General features: G+C 38.8%; 19 protein-coding genes. 5 read left to right on the forward strand and 14 right to left on the reverse strand.

Features of this window, described 5'->3' with window-relative positions:
* Positions 1–15: 15 nt before the first annotated feature.
* The 9 genes from V6670_RS16475 to zapA all read right to left on the reverse strand — a co-directional run bounded on the left by V6670_RS16475 (position 16) and on the right by zapA (position 9,937).
* Entirely contained in the window at positions 16–789 is a 774-nt protein-coding gene (locus tag V6670_RS16475; RefSeq protein ID WP_036128240.1) for an electron transfer flavoprotein subunit beta/FixA family protein, read from the reverse strand.
* 113 nt (positions 790–902) lie between these two features.
* Positions 903–1,676, reverse strand: coding sequence for an enoyl-CoA hydratase (locus V6670_RS16480; protein WP_141904734.1), 774 nt, complete (start codon positions 1,674–1,676; stop codon positions 903–905).
* Positions 1,677–1,690: 14 nt separating this feature from the next.
* Entirely contained in the window at positions 1,691–2,272 is a 582-nt protein-coding gene (locus V6670_RS16485) for a TetR/AcrR family transcriptional regulator (RefSeq protein WP_036128243.1), read from the reverse strand.
* 147 nt (positions 2,273–2,419) lie between these two features.
* A complete protein-coding gene (locus tag V6670_RS16490) occupies positions 2,420–4,114 on the reverse strand; it encodes an AMP-binding protein (protein WP_141904733.1) in 1,695 nt (564 codons plus the stop codon).
* A 428-nt stretch (positions 4,115–4,542) separates the two neighbouring features.
* Positions 4,543–4,956, reverse strand: a complete 414-nt coding sequence (locus V6670_RS16495) for a DUF350 domain-containing protein (RefSeq protein ID WP_141904732.1) — start codon at positions 4,954–4,956, stop codon at positions 4,543–4,545.
* Between the two features lie 22 nt (positions 4,957–4,978).
* Positions 4,979–7,345, reverse strand: coding sequence for an endonuclease MutS2 (locus V6670_RS16500; RefSeq protein ID WP_141904731.1), 2,367 nt, complete (start codon positions 7,343–7,345; stop codon positions 4,979–4,981).
* A gap of 18 nt (positions 7,346–7,363) precedes the next feature.
* The gene (polX, locus tag V6670_RS16505; RefSeq protein ID WP_141904730.1) at positions 7,364–9,073 is read right to left on the reverse strand and encodes a DNA polymerase/3'-5' exonuclease PolX; all 1,710 of its coding nucleotides are present in this window, start codon (positions 9,071–9,073) and stop codon (positions 7,364–7,366) included.
* Positions 9,074–9,131: 58 nt separating this feature from the next.
* On the reverse strand, positions 9,132–9,671 hold the full coding sequence (locus tag V6670_RS16510) for a CvpA family protein (protein WP_036128251.1): 540 nt from the start codon (positions 9,669–9,671) through the stop codon (positions 9,132–9,134).
* 5 nt (positions 9,672–9,676) lie between these two features.
* Entirely contained in the window at positions 9,677–9,937 is a 261-nt protein-coding gene (gene zapA / locus V6670_RS16515; protein ID WP_036128254.1) for a cell division protein ZapA, read from the reverse strand.
* Positions 9,938–10,072: 135 nt separating this feature from the next.
* Between zapA and rnhC the strand changes: the two genes are divergently transcribed.
* Positions 10,073–10,999 carry a ribonuclease HIII gene (gene rnhC, locus V6670_RS16520; protein WP_141904729.1) on the forward strand — a complete coding sequence of 309 codons (927 nt, stop codon included), beginning with the start codon at positions 10,073–10,075 and terminating at the stop codon, positions 10,997–10,999.
* Positions 11,000–11,277: 278 nt separating this feature from the next.
* On the opposite strand, the gene pheT is transcribed toward rnhC, so the two are convergent.
* From pheT to V6670_RS16535, 3 genes are all read right to left on the reverse strand, one after another.
* Positions 11,278–13,695 carry a phenylalanine--tRNA ligase subunit beta gene (gene pheT, locus V6670_RS16525; protein ID WP_338651697.1) on the reverse strand — a complete coding sequence of 806 codons (2,418 nt, stop codon included), beginning with the start codon at positions 13,693–13,695 and terminating at the stop codon, positions 11,278–11,280.
* Between the two features lie 12 nt (positions 13,696–13,707).
* Positions 13,708–14,745: a phenylalanine--tRNA ligase subunit alpha gene (gene pheS / locus V6670_RS16530; RefSeq protein WP_036128260.1), complete on the reverse strand. Its 1,038-nt coding sequence runs from the start codon at positions 14,743–14,745 to the stop codon at positions 13,708–13,710.
* A 392-nt stretch (positions 14,746–15,137) separates the two neighbouring features.
* Positions 15,138–15,902, reverse strand: a complete 765-nt coding sequence (locus V6670_RS16535) for an RNA methyltransferase (protein ID WP_058844332.1) — start codon at positions 15,900–15,902, stop codon at positions 15,138–15,140.
* 172 nt (positions 15,903–16,074) lie between these two features.
* On the opposite strand from V6670_RS16535, the gene V6670_RS16540 reads away from it, so the two are divergent.
* The 4 genes from V6670_RS16540 (at position 16,075) to V6670_RS16555 (ending at position 18,943) form a co-directional block, all read left to right on the forward strand.
* Positions 16,075–16,470: a (deoxy)nucleoside triphosphate pyrophosphohydrolase gene (locus V6670_RS16540; protein ID WP_338651698.1), complete on the forward strand. Its 396-nt coding sequence runs from the start codon at positions 16,075–16,077 to the stop codon at positions 16,468–16,470.
* A gap of 554 nt (positions 16,471–17,024) precedes the next feature.
* Entirely contained in the window at positions 17,025–18,434 is a 1,410-nt protein-coding gene (locus V6670_RS16545) for a LysM peptidoglycan-binding domain-containing protein (protein ID WP_338651699.1), read from the forward strand.
* Positions 18,435–18,574: 140 nt separating this feature from the next.
* Entirely contained in the window at positions 18,575–18,739 is a 165-nt protein-coding gene (locus V6670_RS16550) for a YfhD family protein (RefSeq protein WP_139149533.1), read from the forward strand.
* 12 nt (positions 18,740–18,751) lie between these two features.
* Entirely contained in the window at positions 18,752–18,943 is a 192-nt protein-coding gene (locus V6670_RS16555; protein ID WP_036128267.1) for an H-type small acid-soluble spore protein, read from the forward strand.
* Between the two features lie 51 nt (positions 18,944–18,994).
* Here the strand turns inward: V6670_RS16555 and V6670_RS16560 are convergent, their stop codons facing one another.
* Together V6670_RS16560 and V6670_RS16565 are read right to left on the reverse strand one after the other, a co-directional pair.
* Positions 18,995–21,139, reverse strand: coding sequence for an EAL domain-containing protein (locus V6670_RS16560; RefSeq protein ID WP_338651700.1), 2,145 nt, complete (start codon positions 21,137–21,139; stop codon positions 18,995–18,997).
* A gap of 197 nt (positions 21,140–21,336) precedes the next feature.
* Positions 21,337–21,864, reverse strand: a complete 528-nt coding sequence (locus V6670_RS16565) for a sigma-70 family RNA polymerase sigma factor (RefSeq protein WP_141904725.1) — start codon at positions 21,862–21,864, stop codon at positions 21,337–21,339.
* Positions 21,865–21,991: the final 127 nt, after the last annotated feature.

Consider the following 21,991-nt stretch of genomic DNA (forward strand, 5'->3'; position numbering starts at 1 on the left):
ATTAACATCAAATAATTAAACAACTTTTGCTTCTGTGTGAAGTAGATTTACTAGCTCTTTTACTTGTACAGAAAGGTCGCCTTCTAGAATGCGGCCTGCTGCTTTTTGAGCTGGCAAGAAGATATCTACTGTTTCAATCTTCACTTCTACATCATCTTCATCGATATCTAAATCATCTAACTCAAGCTCTGCAAGCGGTTTCTTTTTCGCTTTCATAATACCTGGTAGAGATGGGTAACGTGGCTCATTTAAACCTTGTTGAGCTGTTACTAGTAATGGTAAAGAAGTTTCAATTACCTCTGAATCTCCTTCGATATCGCGAACAATTTTCGCAGATGTTCCATCAATTTCAAGCTTTGTAATCGTTGTTACATAATTTATATCTAATAAGTCTGCAACACGTGGACCTACTTGACCTGAACCACCATCGATCGCAACATTTCCTGTTAAAATTAAATCCGCCTCTTTATCTTTTAAGTATTCCGCTAATAGATAAGCTGCTGCATTTTGGTCTAACTCATCTAAATCGTCTTCCGTATTAATTAGCACTGCTTCGTCTGCTCCCATGGCAAGTGCTGTACGTAATTGTTTCTCTGCATCCTCGCCACCAATTGTCACTACTGTTACTTTACCACCAGCAGCATCGCGAACTTGGATTGCTTCTTCAATGGCATATTCATCATAAGGGTTGATAATGAATTCTGCGCCGTCCTCTTGGATTTTACCACCCGACACTACGATTTTTTCTTCTGTATCAAACGTACGTTTAATTAATGCAAAAATATTCATATATCCATACCTCCTGGAACGTTTTATAATTCTAAGTAAACTTATAAATATTATATATTTTTAGTTTCGATAACGCCGATAACATCTTAAAACTGTTATCGACATTTGGGAAATTATTTGCCAGTAAACACAGGCTCACGCTTTTCAATGAATGCTTGAATTCCTTCTTTGGCATCTTCTGATACGAATACTGTCCCAAAGGATGTTGCCTCTGCTTCAATGCCCTCATAAAATGATGCAGGCTTTGCATATTGCAATGTTTGAATAGCTGCTTTTAAAGCAATTGGGCTTTTCTTTGCAATATTTTTCGCAATTTTCAGCGTTTCATCTAGCAGTGCTTCGTCTGAGAATGAACGATTCGCTAAGCCCCACTGCACGGCTTCTGCACCAGTAATTGGCTCACTTGTAAACATCATTTCAGCAGCCTTTGCTACACCTACATAACGTGGTAAGCGCTGTGTACCGCCAAAGCCAGGTATAAGACCTAATTGTAATTCAGGTAAACCTAGTTTTGCCGATTCAGTGACAAATCGCATATGACAGCTCATGGCTAATTCAAGCCCACCGCCTAATGCTGCACCATGAATGGCTGCAATAACAGGCTTCGAGAATGATTCAACTCGCTCAAATACTTGCTGCCCATTGCTAGCTAGCTTCGTAAATTCTTCTCCAGATTCTACCCCAGTAAATTCTTTAATATCTGCCCCTGCAGAGAAGAAACGGCCTTCACCATGAAGTACAAGGACTCTTACTGCATCATCGTGTTCAACAGCATCTAAGACAGCGTTAACTTCTGCAATAATACCGCGAGATAATGCATTTGCTGGTGGACGTGCAATTGTAATAATCGCTACCCCATCTTCTACTTTCCAACTTAGAAATTCCATTTCTCCACATCCTTTTAAGCTTTAATGCCGTTCAGGATTAATGCCTGAACCTTTGGAACTTGTTCCATCAAATCATATCGATAGTCATTCATAACCCACGACGTAATCGTTTCATCAATTGTTCCAAAAACCATTTGTCGTGCCAAGCGTACATCCATCGTCTGATTGAACTCCCCTGAAAGCATACCTTCGACTAAAATTTGATCGAGTAAATGTAAATACTCACGTAGTACACCATTAATTTTTAATCGTAAGTCTTTGTTTGACTGGCGAAGCTCTAATTGTGTGACGGTTGCTAGGTATCGATCTGTCGCAAGAACATTAAAATGATTGGCAATCATTCGTGAAAGTTTGTCACGAGACGTACTTCCATTTTCTATTATATCTTGTAATGACTCTACAAAAACAGCCATTTTTTCATTAAAGACAGAAATTAATATATCTTCTTTATTTTTAAAATATAAATAGATTGTTCCATCGGCCACCCCTGCCTGTTTGGCGATTTTCGATACTTGCGCTTGGTGATACCCATTTTCCGCAATAACGATGACAGCTGCATCAATAATTTGCTTATATTTCGGCTTATCTCGTTTCACTTTTATATCACCACCTAAAAAACATGCGCACGTCTACAATATCAATATGACGTGTGAACCTAAAAAAATATGAAAATATGAATGGTCATTCATTCATATTTTCATATTATATTTAACAGCATTACTTGTCAATACTTTCACACGTATTTATTTCGCTTCTTTATTCGCTAATTTTGTTTTTTCTTCGTCTACCAAAGAGCGGCGTAAAATTTTTCCTACGGCTGTTTTTGGTAGTTCATCTCTAAATTCATAATAACGAGGAACTTTAAATGCCGCTAGATGCTGACGGCAATATTTATTTAATTCGTCCTCCGAGATCGAATATCCTTCTTTTAAAACAATATAAGCTTTTACTGTTTCTCCACGATACGGGTCAGGTATGCCTGCAACAACACACTCTTGAATTTCTTCGCGTTCGTATAACACTTCTTCCACTTCACGAGGATAAATATTAAAGCCACCCGCTATGATCAAATCTTTTTTACGATCCACTACATAGAAGAAACCCTGCTCATCCATATAACCAAGATCACCTGTTAAAAACCAGCCATTGACAAATGTCGCTGCTGTATCCTCAGGTCGGTTCCAGTAGCCCTTCATCACTTGTGGACCTTTGACAGCGATTTCACCCACTTCGCCAACTGGAAGCTCTTCCGTATCCCCTGTACGTAAAATAACAGCTTCTGTATTAGGCCAAGGTAAACCGATTGAACCAATCACTCGCTTACCCCAAATTGGCGTAGCATGTGTTACAGGTGATGTTTCCGTTAATCCGTAGCCCTCTACAAGCTTCCCACCAGTAACCGCTTCAAATTTCTCCTGAACTTCAATTGGCAATGAAGCAGAACCACTTAAGCACGCCTTAATAGATGATAAATTATAATTCGCAATGTCTGGATGATTTAGAAGACCAATGTATAAGGTTGGTGCACCGGGAAAAAGTGTTGGTTTTTGTTTATCAATCGTTTTTAATGCCGTTTCAGCATCAAACTTCGGTAAGAGCACCATCTTATTTTGAGTGAATACTGATAATAGCATAACCGTTGTCATACCATAGACGTGGAAGAATGGAAGAATGCCCATAATGGTCTCTTCACCATGCACACATTTATACATCCAGGCATCACACATTGTCGTATTGGCAATTAAATTTTTATGGGTTAACATAACCCCTTTTGGGAACCCCGTTGTTCCACCAGTATATTGTAGGAGTGCTAGGTCTTCTGCAAAATCAAATGAGATATGATCAATTACCTTAATCGGTGCAGAGCGCATAATTTCTGAAAATAAATGATTTTGCCCGCTATGTTCAACCTTGACACTAAAGCCATACTGCTTTTTTTGAATAAATGGATAGACTAAATTTTTTGGGAATGGTAAATAATCTTTAATGGCTGTCACGATAACATTTTCAAGTGCTGTCTCTTTCATAATTTTCATCACTCTTGGATATAAAATATCCATGACAAGAATAACCTTTGCACCTGAATCAGCCATTTGGTATTGAAGCTCACGTTCAGTATAAAGTGGATTTGTTTGTACGACAACAGCACCTGCATACATAGCGCCGTAGTAAGCGATTACACTTTGTGGCGAGTTAGGTAGCATAATAGCTACTCGATCTCCCTTTTCCACACCTAATGCTTGTAAATAGTTTGCGAACCTTAAAGCTGACTCATATAGCTCGGTGTACGTCAAATCCTTCCCCATAAAATGAATCGCAACTTTGGATGGATTCTTTTTATAGGCGCGTGTCAAAAACTCTTGCACCGGAATTTCCTCAAACGTTAAAGACGATGGTACTTCTTCAGGATAATTTGCTAGCCATGGTTTTGCTGTCATACGTCCTCTCCCCTTTGTCCCAAACTTTGTCAATTCTTATATTTATTATAATGAAAAAGAAATGCAGTTTCAAACAGAAAATAGAAAATAAATGCATTTTCGATTAATTATTATGCAATTCACAACATTAATATGACAGATGTTTAGTCTGTTTTATTTGCATACACCTTATGAATCCTCATTCATTCTCAAATCTTTCAAATAGAAAATTATGAGGATATTCCTATACTATAAAAATAATTATTTATTCAGATTATGGAGGAAAATGAATAGCTGTTAGCAGAAATTGAAGTAAATACAAAAAACGCACCCTCATAAGAGAATGCGTTTTTTACTTAAACAGTCATCATATAGTAGACGCCCACTGCCAAAAATGCAATACAGACAATGATTAGTACTTTTGCTAATTTTTCCATGTCATGACACTCCTATGCAATACTTGCCCCAATTACAAACGATAGACCGACTGAAATGGTAAAGGAAATGAAACCAACTGAGCGATTATCATTGGCAATCTCTTGATCTACATTAAAACGAGGTGTCATAAATTCAAATAAGAAATACGCTACAATCAATAGTGTAAAGCCAAAAAGACCCCAGCCAATCATTTCACTTAATGTGCTATGGCGTGCAATGGAAAAACGAAAGATATTGCAAATCCCTAGTATTTTTCCACCTGTTGCAAGGGCCACAGCAACATTACCATTTTTAATTTCTTCCCAATTCTTATATTTCGTAACGACTTCGAACAATGCCATCGAGACGACTAAACATAATACAACAACACTAAAATATCCTGCCGTTTCGATCATTGGATATCGCCAAAAGCCAGAATTCAGCATTTTTCTCCGTCCCCTTTATAGCTTATTTCAATTCAACAACTGTGACGCCTAAGCCCCCCTCGCCGGCTTCACCAAAACGGAAGGATTTCACGCGCTTATGCTTCTTTAAATAGCTTTGAATACCTTGACGTAAAGCCCCTGTACCAACCCCATGAATAATAGACACACGCCCATAATTAGCGAGTAACGCATCATCAATATATTTCTCTGTTCTTAAAATCGCGTCCTCATAGCGTTCACCACGCAAATCTAATTCTAATTTTACATGGCTATTGCGATTTTTCACACCAGCTGTCCGTAATATCGTCTCTTTTTCAGGCTTAATATACTCTAAATCACTATCAGCGATTTTCATTTTTAAAATCCCCATTTGGACAACCCATTCGGTATTCGACACTTTTTCTAACAAAGTACCTCGTTGACCATAGCTTAACACCTTTACCTCGTCCCCGACAACTAAGTTTTGCGCACGTGCTTTTACTTGCGCTGCTTTTTTCAGTACTTTATTGTCTTCAAGTGGTGTTGCTTCTTCCAGACGTTTACGTGCTTCAATCAATTCGTGCTCCTTGACAACTTGATCAGCATTTTTGCGCATTTCTCGAAGCTCTGCAATAATCGCTTCCGCTTCTCTTTTCGCTTCATCAACAATTTTACGAGCTTTTTCCTTTGCTTTCTTATCAAGTGCCTCTTTACGCTCTTCATAGGCTTGTAATTTATCTTGAAGCTCTTTACGTAAAGTTTCCGATTCTACTAGCAATGCATGGGAACGTTCTGCATCATCTTCTGATTGGCGACGTGTTTCCTCCAATGAGGCAATCATCGATTCAACCTCATGACGATCTGTCCCTGTAAAGCCTTTCGCACGATCGATAATGGATTCAGGCAGTCCAAGACGACTGGATATTTCGAATGCATTAGAGCGCCCAGGTACACCAATAAGTAGACGGTAGGTTGGACTCAAAGTTTCAATATCAAACTCTACACTAGCATTGGCAACACCTGGTCGATTATAGCCATACGCTTTTAGCTCAGGATAATGAGTTGTAGCCATTACACGTGCACCGCGTCCATGTACTTCGTCTAAAATGGAGATAGCTAAGGCTGCTCCTTCCTGAGGATCAGTACCTGCTCCTAATTCATCGAAAAGAACAAGTGATTCATGATCAAATTTTTGTAGAATGTCTACAATATTGACCATATGAGACGAGAACGTGGAAAGTGACTGCTCAATTGATTGCTCATCACCAATATCAGCAAACAATTGCTCAAATACAGCGAGTTCTGAGCCATCTAATGCTGGCACTGGTAATCCTGCCTGCGCCATTAATGTACACAGACCTACCGTTTTCAATGTTACCGTTTTACCACCTGTATTAGGACCCGTAATGACAATAGCTGTAATTTCTTTACCAAATTCAATATCATTCGGAATAGCTATCTCTATTGGTAGAAGTGGATGACGTGCACGAACAAGTCGAATATAGCCATCCTTATTCATTTTAGGCATTGTACATTTATTGGCTTGTCCATATTTGCCTTTTGCTAAAATAACATCAATATCCCCTAAAGCTTTCACTAAATTAAATAAATCTGATGCTACTTCTTGCACCATTGCACTTAATGCCAGTAAAATACGCTCAATTTCCGCCTGCTCCTTCATTTTTAAGCGATGAATTTCATTATTCGCTTGTACAACAGAGTCTGGCTCGATAAATAAGGTTTGACCAGAAGAGGATTGGTCATGGACAATCCCGCCATAATGGTGACGATATTCTTGTTTTACAGGAATGACAAAGCGATCGTTACGAATTGTCACAAGTGTATCAGAAAGCATTTTTGCTGCATTACTTCCACGAATTAAACTTTCCAGCTTAGAACGGACTTTTCCTTCTTCAGCTCGTAAAGATTGGCGTATAGAACGCAACGTTTGACTAGCCGAGTCTAAAACAGCTCCATTGTCATCAATACAGTTGTTGATTTCATGTTGCAAACCTGTTAAAACAGGTATCGCTTCCTTTTTCGCGATGAAATGTGGAATTTCAATCACTTCATCAGCCTCTAAATCCTCAATGAAATTACGTAAAATTCTACTTGCTCGAATTGTGCTCGATATTTCCATTAATTCTATTGCTGCTAGCATGCCTCCTATTTGGGCACGTCTTGCAGATGGTCGTACATCAAATATTCCTCCCATTGGAACATTGCCTTTAACACGTAAAATGGATAATCCCTCATCCATCTCCTCTAATAATTGTACTACTTTATCAAAATCTGTTTGTGGTACAAGCTCCTCAATGGCAGATTTCCCAATGGAGCAAGTACAATATGAGGCCACTTGTTGCCGTACTTTATCGTATTCTAGTGTTTTCAATGCGCGTTCTGCTATCACTGAGAACACCTCCTCAACCTATTTATTTCGTCGTATGAACGCCTCAAATTGTTCAAGCGTCCATGTATTCACTATCATATCTTTCGGTAGCCATGCTCTATTGGCATAGCGAACACCGATATCCATAAAACGTAAATGCACTATATCATGAGCATCTGTATTAATGGCTACAGGTACACCTGCAGCTAAAGCCATTTCTAAATGTTCCACACACAAATCTAAACGATACGGATTTGCATTTAACTCTAAAATTTTACCATATTCCTTCGCCCACGCAATTAGCTGTTTCATATCAGGATTATAGCCATCACGATCCTCAATAATTCGACCAGTTGGATGGGCAATCATATGAACATAAGGATTTTGCATGGCCGTTAGTAAACGTGCCATAATTTTATCTTGTGATTGTGTAAAGCTCGAATGAATAGAAGCGATAACAAAGTCTAACTCTTTTAACACTTGATCGTCGAAATCAAGGGAGCCGTCTGGCAAAATATCCATCTCTGTCCCTTTAAACAAATGGAAATCTGGATGTGTTGCATTAAATGCCTCAATTTCCACACGCTGTTTTTCTAAACGCTCCGGTGTTAAACCATTTGCCACTTTTAGAAATTGTGAATGATCTGTAATAACGCTATATTGATAGCCACGCGCTCGTAATGCCTCGCCCATTTCTGCAACAGAGTATGCACCATCAGACCAGGTCGTATGCATATGTAAATCTGCCTGAATATCCTCTAATCGCACTAACTGTTGAATCGTCTTTGTATTATCAAATTCCACTGTTCCTGTACGTAAGCTTGGTGGAATCCAAGGTAGGTCAAAATGAGCGAAAAATGCCGCTTCATCTGAAAACGTTATAACGGTACCATCTTCCTGTTCAACACCATATTCACTAATTTTTTCACCACGCGCTTTGGCAAGTTGGCGCATACGCACATTGTGGTCTTTTGACCCTGTAAAATGATGCAAGGCAGTTGCATATTCATTGTCCTTCACTAAACGGAAATCAACACCAACTGGCTCCTCTAAGTCTAAAATCACTGAAATTTTAGTATCTCCCGCTGCCACTACTTCTTGGATGGCTAATCCATTTAATAACTTTTCACGTACAGCCTCAACTGCTTGTGTCACCACAATAAAATCAATATCTTTACTTGTTTCTAGCGCCCGACGGAAGCTTCCAGCAACTGAAAAACGTTCCACTTCCTTCATACTACCTAGAAGCGCCTCTATTTGTAAAACCACAGGCTCAAGCTGCCAAATTGGTAAACGATCTGAGCGATTCGCCAAATTAGCGAGTTCCTTTAAAATTTTTTCCTCTGTTTTTACAGCAAAGCCTGCTAATTCACGAACTTTCCCTGCTTCACAAGCTGCTTTTAAGCTTTCTGCTGAGTCAATGCCTAGCTCTTGGTGAAGCTTCGCAATCTTTTTACCTCCCAAGCCTGGCAATTTTAACAATGGCAATAATCCTTTAGGGACAATGTCTTCTAGTTCTTTTAACAAACTCGATTCACCTGTTACCATCAAATCCTCAATGACAGCAGCCGTTCCTTTACCAATCCCTTTAAGTTTTGTTACATCGTCCATTTCACTTAATGAACGCTCGTCCCCCTCCAGTGCTGTAGCTGCTTTCCGAAAAGCAGATACCTTGAATGGGTTTTCTCCTTGTAGTTCCATATATAAAGCAATTTTTTCGAGTGTGCGAATAATTGTTTTTTTATTCATTGGTAATTCCCCCTATCGTAAAAACACTTCTCTCAAACAGAGAGAAGTGCACAGTTTACTATTGCATATAAATATACCACCAGTTTTGGAACATCTTCGTAATAATCGGTGTATGCTCCAACATAAGCCCACTTAACAATGACTTCGACATTAAATTTTGAATGACATCAATCGGCAATAAAGCGCACACGTATAGCAAAATAAACATAATTAAATAGTTTTCAATCATGCCAAGTAATGCGCCAAGCCAACGATTCACTGTATTGAGCACAGGTAAATACGCAATAAAATCAAATATCGATGCCACGATTTGCAATGTTATTTTAACAGCAAAGAAAATTACCGCAAAGGCAATCACACGATAGAAGGTGCGATCTAAATCGAGACTATCAATGACGACACCAAGGCTACCTGTATCAGTGACACCTGGATAAGGCACCCAAAATACAAATTTTTGTGCTAATGGCTTATAATAAATATACGCAACAATTAGGGCTACGACAAAGCTGACAATGTGCATCATTTGTACAATGAAACCTCGTTTTGCACCGACACCAATTCCAGCTAGCAGTACCACTAATATGATTAAATCTAACATTCTCTTCAACCCTTTAATTTTTTCAATTCTTCTTCTAGTTGCTCCATTCGTTCTTTTAATAGTAAATAATCATGTACTGTATTTACTGCCGTCAGAACAGCAAGTTTTGTGCTATCAAGTGAGGGATTATGTACGCTCATCTCGCGCATCCGGTCATCAACAATCGAAGCAACAAGTCGCATATGGCCAATGGATTCTGAGCCGACCATTTTATATGTATGACCATATATTTCCACAGAAATTTTATTTTTTTCTTGTTTTTCCATAGTCGCACCCTCCTATAAATTCGATGCACACATGATCTTTTCAGCTTGTGAGCACCATCACACAAAAAAGCTATTTATTATCATACCATGAAAGGTATAAAATTGTGAACAATGAGGACAGAAAGGAACGATTAAATGTCAAATATTGTGCTTTCCATTTCAACAAATATTCAAAAAGAGGTGATGGCTTACTACGCAACCTATTTTATCGAGCGTAAGGCTCCTGGTGTCATCTTTGCTGCAAAGCTACCAGATACCGCCATTACTATGTATAAATCAGGAAAATTAATGTTTCAAGGGGGTGGCGCTGAACGCGAGGCGGCACGTTGGGGAACTATTGAAAAAACAACTAGCCAGACATCCTCATCTATCGGGGCAAAGGGTGATGTACTACCTGAAAATTTCGCAGCAATGTCTGTCTTAGGCTCAGATGAAACTGGCACAGGTGATTATTTCGGCCCTATCACAGTGGCTGCGGTATATGTACCTACCTCCAAAATCGAACTTATTAATGAGCTTGGCGTAAAAGATTCGAAAATGCTAACGGATGATTATATGCGAAAAATTGCACCGGATTTACGAGCAGCTTGTGTCCATAGTGTCCTCGTATTACGCAACGAGAAATATAACACCCTACAGGCAAAAGGCTATTCCCAAGGGAAAATGAAAGCCATGATGCACAACAAGGCTCTAAAAAATACGCTGACGAAAATGGCACCTGAAAAACCCGAATTCATTTTAATCGACCAGTTTGCCGAACGCGGTATCTATTACAATTATTTAAAAAACGAACATGAACTTGTACAAGAAAATGTCTATTTTTCTACCAAAGCAGAGCAATTACATGTCGCTGTCGCTACAGCATCTATTTTAGCGCGTGCTGCATTTTTAAAGGAAATGGATCGATTGAGTGCAATCGCAGGGCTTACCTTAATGAAGGGGGCTTCTAGCAAGGTAGATATGCAAGCAGCTCGCATTTGGCGCAGCCATGGCGAGGAATTTCTACGCTCCATAACAAAATGGCATTTTGCCAACACCGAAAAAGCACGAAAGAAGATTTAAAAAGCATTACATGTTCTTTTAAGTAGCAGGGGGAGTCTTACGGGCAGTTCCTATGTCTGTGTTCTTTTGGAGGTAAATAATCTTGCTAGATTCCAATTGGGCGAGAATGCTTTTAATTCGATTGAGAGCGACTTGGACTACTTTGAGCAACTAACTTCTCGGAGTGAACGCTTTGAGCCTCTTTGAGAGTGCCTTTCTGCTTGCGCTGAGCCTCCCCTTAGCTAAATTCCCCAAGTAAAAAAAGACTGCCTCAAAAAGACAGTCTTTTTTCAAATAGATTAGCGTACTTCTGTACCTGCAATCGTAGCAATAGCTTTTAACACTTTATTGTGTGCGGCTACTACTTCATCGTCTGTTAAAGTACGTTCTGGATCGAAGTATGTGAGAGAGAATGCAACGGATTTTTTACCTAGCTCCATTTTTTCCCCTTCATAAACGTCGAATATGCGAACGTCTTTTAATAATTTCACGCCAGCTGCGCTGATAGCTTCGACAACTTCACCTGCTGTTGTTGCACGGTCCATAATGAGAGCGATATCACGAGACATGACTGGGAAACGAGGCACTGATGTATATGCAAGTGGGGCTTCTTGTGCATTTGCATTTAATAGGGCAACTAAATTCATTTCCATAACATATGTGTCTTTGACTCCCCATGCTTTTTGCTCTGCAGGATGGAGTCCACCAATAATACCGACTTGCTCGCCATCTAATAAGATACTAGCCGTACGTCCTGGATGTAATCCATCCACTTGTGCTTTCACAAATGTCATGCGATTTTCTAAGCCAAGTTTACCGATTACACCTTCGATAATACCTTTTAGCACAAAGAAATCTACTGCTTTTTTCTCACCTTGCCAAGCATGATCTAGCCATTTGCCTGTTAGTACTGCAGCTACATGCTCTTCTTCGTAAGGTTGCCCTTCACCTGATTGACCAAGGAACACAGAACCAATTTCATATAAAGCAACACCCTCAGCCTGGCGAGCCACATTATACGCAGCCGCTTCGATTAAGTGTGGAATAAGGCTTTGACGTAATGTAGAGCGCTCCTCACTCATTGGCATTAACAATTTAGTTACTGGCTCTGCTTTTAAGGCAAAACGTTGTGACAATGCATCAGATGTTAATGAATATGTTACAGCTTGGTAGAGGCCAGCCCCTTCCAAATAATGACGAACAACACGGCGATTAGCTTGGTATGGTGTTAGATTACCTACTTGTGTTGCTCCCTCTGGCAATGTCATAGGGATTTCATCATAACCGTAAAGACGAGCAATTTCCTCTACAATATCCTCTTCGATTTTAATATCTTGGCGGCGTGTTGGTGCATCAATCATTAGTAAGCCATTTGCTGCCTCTACACCAAATTTTAGACGCTCTAAAATCGAAAGCATATCTTCCAATGCAATCTTCATCCCTAAACGCTCATTAATAAAATCTGGAGAAACGACTACTCGCGCTGCTGTTTTATCTAACTCGTCTACTAGACATGTACCCTCTAATACTTCACCGCCAGCTAATTCAGCAAGCAATGCGGCAGCACGTTCAGCGGCTGGTAAGACACGATTTGGGTCTACCCCTTTTTCAAAACGAGCCGATGCATCTGAACGTAGACCAAGGTGACGAGATGTTTGGCGTACTGTTAAACCGTCAAAATAAGCTGATTCAATGACAACAGTCGTTGTTGCGTCTGTTACCTCTGAATTGGCACCACCCATTACGCCAGCAATCGCCACTGGTTCTTTTCCATTCGTAATGACTAAATCAGAAGCTTTTAAAGTTCGCTCTTGGTCATCCAATGTTGTGATTTTCTCACCTTCTTTTGCTTTACGAACGACGATTTCACCTGTTGCTAGGCTATCATAGTCGAAAGCATGCAATGGTTGACCATATTCCATTAACACATAGTTGGTTACATCCACGACATTATTGTGTGGGCGTACACCCGCTGCCATTAAACGATTTTGTAACCATATTGGTGACTCACCAATTTTTACGTTTTTCACCACTTTTGCTACATACATCGGATTTGCTTGTAAATCTTCCACACGTAGCTTTAATAAATCCTGTGCTTTTTCATTAGCCGTTTTATATGCAATCTCTGGATACTTAATTTCCTCTGTAAGGATGGCACCTACTTCATAGGCTACACCAAGCATAGAAAGAGCATCTGAGCGGTTTGGTGTTAAGCCTAGCTCTAGCACTGTATCACGTAAGCCTAAAATAGCCAGTGCATCAGAGCCAACTTCTGCATCTGATGGCAATACGTAGATTCCTTCTGAATATGCTTTAGGAACAAGCTTGCCTTCAATTCCAAGTTCTTGCAATGAGCAAATCATACCGTTTGATTCATGACCACGAAGTTTTGCTTTTTTTATTTTAATGCCACCTGGTAAATGTGCACCAGGACGAGCAACAATGACTTTTTGACCAGCATCTACATTTGGTGCACCACAAATAATTTGTTGTGGCTCTGCCTCTCCAACATCAACTTGACAAATATTTAACTTATCAGCTTCAGGATGTTTCTCTTTAGACACTACATAGCCAACCACTACTTTATCCATAGCATTTGCACGATCAATAACTGCATCTACTTCGATACCAGAGCGTGTAATTTTTTCAGCTAATAGCTCAGGCGCTAAGTCCTGTGTATTGACATAATCTTTTAACCATTCTAATGATACTAACATGTTTTATCCCCCTTACGCTTCTGTTCGCTCGAATTGTGATAAGAAACGAGTGTCACTTGTATAGAAATGACGAATATCGTCAACACCATATTTCAACATCGCAATACGTTCTGCACCAATACCGAAAGCGAAGCCAGAAACTTTCTTCGGATCATAGCCAGCCATTTCTAATACATTTGGATGAACCATACCTGCGCCTAGAATCTCAATCCACCCTGTGCTCTTACATACATTACAACCTGCGCCACCACATTTGAAACAAGAAATATCCATTTCTACTGATGGCTCTGTGAATGGGAAGAAGCTCGGACGAAGTCGAATTTCGCGGTCTGCACCAAACATTTTTTTCGCTAAAGTATCTAATGTTCCTTTTAGATCACTCATACGAATATTCTCGCCAATGACTAAACCTTCAATTTGCATAAATTGATGGGAATGTGTTGCATCATCATTATCGCGACGGAATACTTTACCTGGACAAATGATGCGAATAGATTCGCCTTTTTTGGCTTCCATTGTACGAGCCTGTACTGGCGAAGTATGCGTACGTAGCAATATTTCCTCGGAAATATAGAACGAATCTTGCATATCACGTGCTGGGTGTCCTTTTGGTAAATTTAGTGCTTCAAAGTTATAGTAGTCCTTTTCTACTTCAGGACCTTCAGCAATTTCATAGCCCATTCCGATAAATAAATCTTCAATTTCTTCAATGACGCGTGTCAACGGATGGCGATTTCCTACTTTCACTTCACGACCTGGTAAAGTGACATCAATCGACTCACTTGCTAATTTTTCAGCAATCGCCGCTTCCTCTAGAACAACCACCTTTGTTTCTAGTACTGCTGTTACATTTTCACGAACATTATTCACTAAAGCCCCCATTTTCGGACGTTCTTCAGCTGATAATTTCCCCATCCCTTTTAGTAAATCTGTGATAGGTCCTTTTTTCCCTAGATATGCAACACGCACTTCATTCAATTCTTTTAAATTTGCTGCTGCTTCAATTTTAGCAAGAGCTTCTTGCTCTAATTGTTTTAATTGCTCTTCCATGTTAAAACCTCCTTAGAAAATAAATGCCTGCATTTTAGGCATAAAAAAACCTCGCCCCTAAAAAGGGACGAGGACATATTCGCGGTACCACCCTAGTTATTGCAAGCCAAAAACTTACAATCACTTCATTGACATAACGACTTGATGAAGCCGGCACACCTTTACAGCATCACGCTGGTCCCGGTAGCTGCTCACGGGCTGAATTCAAAATTGCATTGGTACGGCGTCGGCTCTCAATCTCCGGCCTTACGCTCCCTGTCGTCCATTCACAATCTTTACTACTTCCCGATCAAAGCATTTATTATTTAAACATACATTTTAGAATAAATTATACAATAACGAATAGTAGCAAATCAAGAGACAACTACCTGATTCTCACAAGGATCTGTCAATTATTTCACAAAGCCATATAAAACAATACCTGTTGCAACTGCTACGTTTAATGATTCAGCTTGTCCAAAAAGTGGAATAATCATATTTTGATCTGTCATCGCTAATAGCTGTGGCTGGATGCCACTTCCTTCATTCCCCATAATAATAGCAAATGCACCCGAATGCTGAATGTCGCTATATGGCACTGCCTCCTCATCCAAAGCAGTACCAAAGACAGGTACACCTTGATTTTGTAGCAAGTCTACCCATTCTGCTAAGTCTCCGCGTACTACTGGGATATGGAAATGGGAGCCTTGAGCTGCGCGTAATGTTTTAGGATTGTAGGCATCTGCACAGCCTTTTCCTAAAATCACGGCATCTAATCCTGCTGCATCGGCAGTGCGTATCATTGTTCCAATATTACCAGGATCTTGGACTGCATCAATTAATAGCACTTTACGCCAAGTGGCCTTCACTTCATCCTCTAGAATTGGCTGTTTACATACAGCAAACACGCCTTGAGAAGTTTCTGTTTCTGCGAATTCCTTTGTTACTGCTGCTGTTACTTCTACAATAGCAACATCATCAATCGGCCATAACATTGGCAAATCAATACCCTCACGTACAATAATTTGTAATACTTGCTCTTTATTTTTTAAAGCTTCCTCCACAAGATGAAAACCCTCTATTAGAAATTCACCTGATCGTTCACGCTCTTTTCTTGTTGTCGCTAACTTTTTCCAATATTTCACTAACGCATTTTGCGTAGATTCAATTCTCTTCATATGCTACCTCTTACCGCCTTTTTCCTATATATTGACCACTATTATACCTTAGCAAATGGCAAATTTCATAGTTATGTGAGAAAACTATTATTTTCTACAGCCGTTAAGTAAAGAACAATACAGACATGCTATAATTAGACACAGCATACTAAGTCAAGGCAGGTGAATATAAATGAAAAAAACGATACATGTCGTTGGTACCATTATAGAAAATGAGCAGCAAGAAATTTTCTGTGCTTTAAGAAATCCACATATGGTACTAGCAAATTATTGGGAGTTTCCTGGTGGAAAGATAGAACACGGCGAAACACCTGCGCAGGCGCTTTATCGTGAAATTTTCGAGGAATTTGACTGTATGATTCAAGTAGGTGACCGAGTCGCAGTAACCCTTCATGAATACGACACATTTTTCGTTCACTTAGAAACATATAAGGCAACGATTGTGAAAGGCGTACCCAAAATACTAGAACATGCTGAAGCAAAATGGGTTTCTCGCAAGCAATTGCTCGAACTTCCATTCGCTCCAGCAGATCTACCTTCTATCCAAAAATTATTAGCCGAAAAATAAAGACATTCATTTCACCTCATGATAATGAGTAACTCGGTTGCATCCATATGCTTTCAATACATACAGTGCTTCGTCTGCTTTTTTTATGAAAGGCATGTCTGTATATTGTAGCAATCCCTCTACTGAGCGTAATACGTCCTGTCGGCCAATTATCCTGCTTAACAGTTTGTCTTAATTATTCTCCAATTGCTTTTGCCACAGCTATTTCGTTCACTGGTAAGATGCTGATAAATTCCTCATCGACGTAACGAGCAACATTGTCTTTTACACGCACTCGATGCTGCAGTAGCTGTGCTAATTGAACAGGACATCATCTCCCACTTAATGACCCTATATATCATGAACGTTTTTAAAATGATCGATATTTAAAATACATAAGGAGAAGGCCTCTGCGTCCCTACGAGCCTCACCTTTTTCAACAACAAGCGCCTTTCTCCCCATGAAACTTATCAAAGAATTTGAAGTTTCAACCATTTTACTGGACTCACATGAAAATACTCATTTTCACCTTTGAAACATATGATGCACTAATAACATCGTGTAGGAGGTGTTCTATGCTTATTCATGTAGTGAGTGCTGGCGAAACATTATGGCAAATAGCCAATCATTATGCTGTACCTGTTCAATCGATCAGTCTATTAAATGCATTAGCTACACCCGATCAATTAGCTATCGGGCAATCACTAGTTATTCCTTCTCCTTATACCATTTATACTGTTCAAAGTGGGGACACGTTATGGTCAATTGCTCAACGCTTTAGTGTTCCTTTACAGTCCATCATTTTAGAAAATCATCTAACAAATCCTGATATGTTAACATCAGGAACGAAATTAATAATTCCCCCCATCATCCATATCGTGCAGCCAGGAGAAACATTATGGCAAATAGCTCAGCGCTACGGTACGACCGTTCAAGTCATTGTGGTGGAAAATCAAATAAACAATCCTAATATGCTATATGTCGGAACTAATTTAATCATCCCAAGAGAATTACCGAAGATTGAAGTCAATGCTTATTCCTATCAGCCTTCTGAAGAAGCGATTGATTCAATTAATGCCGTTGGTCATCTTTTAACTTACTTTAGTCCCTTTGCTTATAAAATGAAGGAAGACGGTACATTACAGCCCATCAGCGACGAAAGTATGATAGCAGCTGCAAAGGCTAAAAACATCATTCCTATGTTAACGCTCGCTAATTTTACTGCTACAGAAGAAGGCTCTAATTTAGCACATGTCGTCTTGTCCGATGCTGACCTACGAAAAAAAGTCATGAATAATGTTTTACAAGTGATGCAAGATAAAGGCTACCAAGTATTGAATATCGATTTTGAAAATGTTTTGCCAGCAGATCGTGAAAATTTCAATGCCTTTATACAATTAGCCGCTGATATGCTTCATCCAAAGGGCTATTTAGTGTCAACTGCCCTTGCACCAAAAACAAGTGCTACGCAAACTGGCACATTGTATGAAGCACATGATTACGAAGCACATGGGAGAATAGCAGATTTTGTAGTATTAATGACGTATGAATGGGGATATCGACTTGGCCCTCCACAAGCCATTTCCCCTATTAATGAAATGCGAAGAGTTGTGGAATATGCCTTAACTGAAATTCCAGCCGATAAGATTCTATTGGGCTTTGAGCTGTATGCGCGTGATTGGCTCTTACCTCATGTCAAAGGACAGGAAGCAGAAACGTTTAGTCCGCAGGAGGCGCTTAATAGAGCCATCAAGTACGGAGCAACAATACAATTTGACCCGACTGCACAATCTCCTTTTTATCAGTATGTCGATGAGCAAGGAAGGCATCACGAGGTATGGTTTGAGGATGCAAGAAGTGCACAGGCGAAATTTGATATGGTCAAACACTATAACCTTCGAGGTATTAGTTATTGGGCATTAGGATTCCCATTCCCTCAAAATTGGGTTTTATTAAGCAATCATTTTTCCATTAAAAAACCTTAGTGCTCGTTATTGTTCTCAAAAAATAAAGAGCTATGCAACTTTTTACCATGTGAAGTAACGACTTACTACCTGTGATGTCGGGATAAAAAATGCTGTTTGAAGCCATATTAACCTATATCAACAGGAAAGGAGCAACTCACATGGGAAGAGACAATAAACAAGGTCAAAGCAATAATAAAGCTTCATTACCTCAAACACCAAAAAACCAAAAAATCGCACCAAATAAGGTGAGTGAAGAATTTTCTCAAGAGTTTATGGAGCTCATTAATTCAGTCACACAAAACAAAAATAAACAGAAAAAATAAGGGGGGCTTCCGTTGAATTTTCAACGTGCACAAGAAATTGTCGCCTCACCGTCAGAATATGAAGTGAGCTATAATGGCGTTTCCGTCTGGATCGACCAACTCCACAATGATGAGAAAACAGCGACTGTTCACCTTCGCCGCTCTTTAGAGGAGCGATCTGAAGTAGCTATTTCCGAATTAAAGGAAGAATATCTCGTTCATTAAACAGATAAAACCTGCTTATTTGCATAGTCAATAAGCAGGTTCTTTTTTTATTTAAATAATATAATCCTCAATATATTGAAGCTGTGTTAACACTTCATCTATATGGTGGTGTAAATCCGTATAGGTTTCTGAAATTTGCTGAGGTGAGATTGGCTTACTAAATAGATAGCCTTGAATATAATCACAACCGCCATCCATCAGAAATGATAGTTGTTCCACTTCTTCAATACCTTCTGCAACAACCTTTAAACGCAAATGTTTAGCCATCGAAATAATCATGGAAACAAGTGCTTCATCGTTTGGATTATGCGGCACATTTCTTACAAAAGTACGGTCGATTTTTAAACAATCAATGGGAAAATCCTTTAAATAGGATAAAGATGAATAACCTGTTCCAAAATCATCTACAGCAATTTGAATACCTAATGCCTTTAATTCGTGTAATAGCTGTGTCATTTGATCAATATTCATCGTCATACTTTCCGTAATTTCTAATTGTAGATATTTAGGCGTCAATTTTGTGCGTTGTAAAATTTCTTCCACCATTTCTACTAAATCCTGCTGAAATAATTGCCCAAGTGACAAATTCACTGCCACCTTCATCGGAGGTAACCCTTGTTTTTCCCATGTTTTCGCTTGCATACAAGCTGTTTCTAATATCCATTTGCCTAATGGGATAATAAGCCCACACTCTTCGGCAATGGGAATAAATACATCTGGTGATACAAAGCCACGCGTCGGATGCCGCCAGCGGGCTAATGCTTCGACGGATTCAATTGTGCCCGTCTTTAAATTTACCTGTGGCTGATAATCTAAATAAAACTCATTATTGGCTAATGCATTATGTAAGTCTTGCTCTAACAAAATTCGATCTGCAATGTCTTTTGACATATAAGGCTTATAAAAAAGAAATCTTTGGGGTATTTGTCTAGCCTCTCTCATTGCTAATTGGGCATGCATCAATAGCTCTTCGCCCGTCCATTTATCCTCATAGAGGGCAATGCCCATATTCAGATTGCCATTTAATGAAAATAATTGTACCTGCAAAGGGTCTTTCATGGCACTTTTGAGATTTAAACAAAATTGTAATAATTCTTCAACCGTCTTTACGTGATTAATATAAATAACAAATTGACCCTCGCGCAGCTTCGTTGCAAAATAATGAGGAGGTACAATCGCTTGAATGCGCTCTGCGACAAGCTTCATCATTTTATTAGAATTACTTATCCCGATAGAAGAGCGAATGGCTGCAAAACGGTCAATTTCTATGGCAATGATGGCCTTCTGCACTTGATTATCATGTAAATTTTCCTTTAACGTCTTTAGTAATAAATGCTCATTTGGCAGCAGTGTTATATCATCGTGATAGGCCTGAAATCGCAGCTCTTCTTGAGATTGTTCAAGATCCTTTTTAATTTTTAATAATTGTTGAAACGGCTTTTCCACAGATGTATAATAAATCGCCTTTAAGAAAAAGTAAAAGGCTAAAAATTGATAAATTAGTGCCGAGAAATCCCATATCGCATTTTGATCTTGACTAAAAATAAAAAAGACATCACTTACAATAAGCGAGATGGCTGCACTGATTAACCACATCGATCGCTTCGGCATTTTTTTTAGATACTTACTTACTATCACAATGGTTATAATTTGAAGAATTATAGCAAAAAGGTGTACCATATTATCAATATACACTAGCAATTGTTCTGACAATATGTTGGATACCATATACACTAGAGAAATACTGACTATAACGAATAGCAAAGAACTAACATAAGTAAACAACCGATAGTTCATTGATAATTGTTGTCTTTTGAATAAAATAATCAGTAGAAATCCAATGGATAGATACACACGCATTAATATATGTATTGACTCGTCCATATAGCTCCATTCAGTAGATTGACTAAAGAACAAGCTAACTAATTCAAGTAATGCAATTATAAAAAAAATGTTCCCTATGTATAAAGTTTGATTGGATAATAAGTGTGAAAATACTAAATAAGATTGGATCGCAATAGCCATTGTAAAAACAATGATTAAAACTTGGATCACCAATTTTAAATTTTGATAAATGTCACCTTGAAATACACCATACATTTGATTGCTGAAGCTTAATAATGGTATGACAAGTAATAACGGCAATATTATGTACCAAACCTCTTTTTTCTCTATTTGATTAAACCATTTCTCCACTACAAACCCTCCATACAACTATCTAAACATTGACTAGGAAATTATAACTAACTATATTAAATAATACACTTAGAATTGTATATTTCTTTGACTTCTTACAAATCATAACACTTTTATCTGAATTTGTATGCATTCATATCAAGTATGCTAATATTCATTTTATTTCAATATTAGCATACTTTTGATATTTTAGTACTTCATTCCACTTCAAAAACTTGGTTACTTAGCCTCTGGAAGATTCTAGCCCGCCTTTTTTTACTAGCAGCGACAGATAAACCTAGTACTTTGGCTATTTCTTGATCATTGTAGCCTTCTACATAATAAAGGAGTAGTATTTTTCTTTCTATCTGCTTTAACTGGGTCAAAATACTTTCAAGGTCAATAGAATTTTTTTGATTCTCCCCTCCTTCGAACTCACTACGAACATAATCGAGTGTTTCATCATCAACGACTGTTATTCGCTCTTTATAGCTTTTTTCCTTTGATAATTCATTTAAAATCTCTCCTTTGATCGATGAATATATATAGGCAGAAAATTGTCCTTTTGCTGGGTCTGCTTTTAGCCATGCCCTCCATACAGCAATGGAAGCAATATGACGATAATAATCAAACTCCTTATAGATATGAAGTTGCTTAAGAATAACGGTAATCATTGGTTGCACACATTCTAATATTTCTTCAAAGGATTGTGTTGGTGAAAGCTTTTGCTCGTTCTGAATAGACATTTTACTCTTCCTGTCGACTATGCACAGTCCAATATTCCTAGGTGATACTATCTTAGTCCCTGGCGTTTATTGAACGCGAGTACACATTTTCATCATTACATCGTTGAGAATGACTAAAATCCCTGTC

Source organism: Lysinibacillus sp. Y5S-8 (genome assembly GCF_036894365.1).
GTDB lineage: Bacteria > Bacillota > Bacilli > Bacillales_A > Planococcaceae > Lysinibacillus > Lysinibacillus fusiformis_D.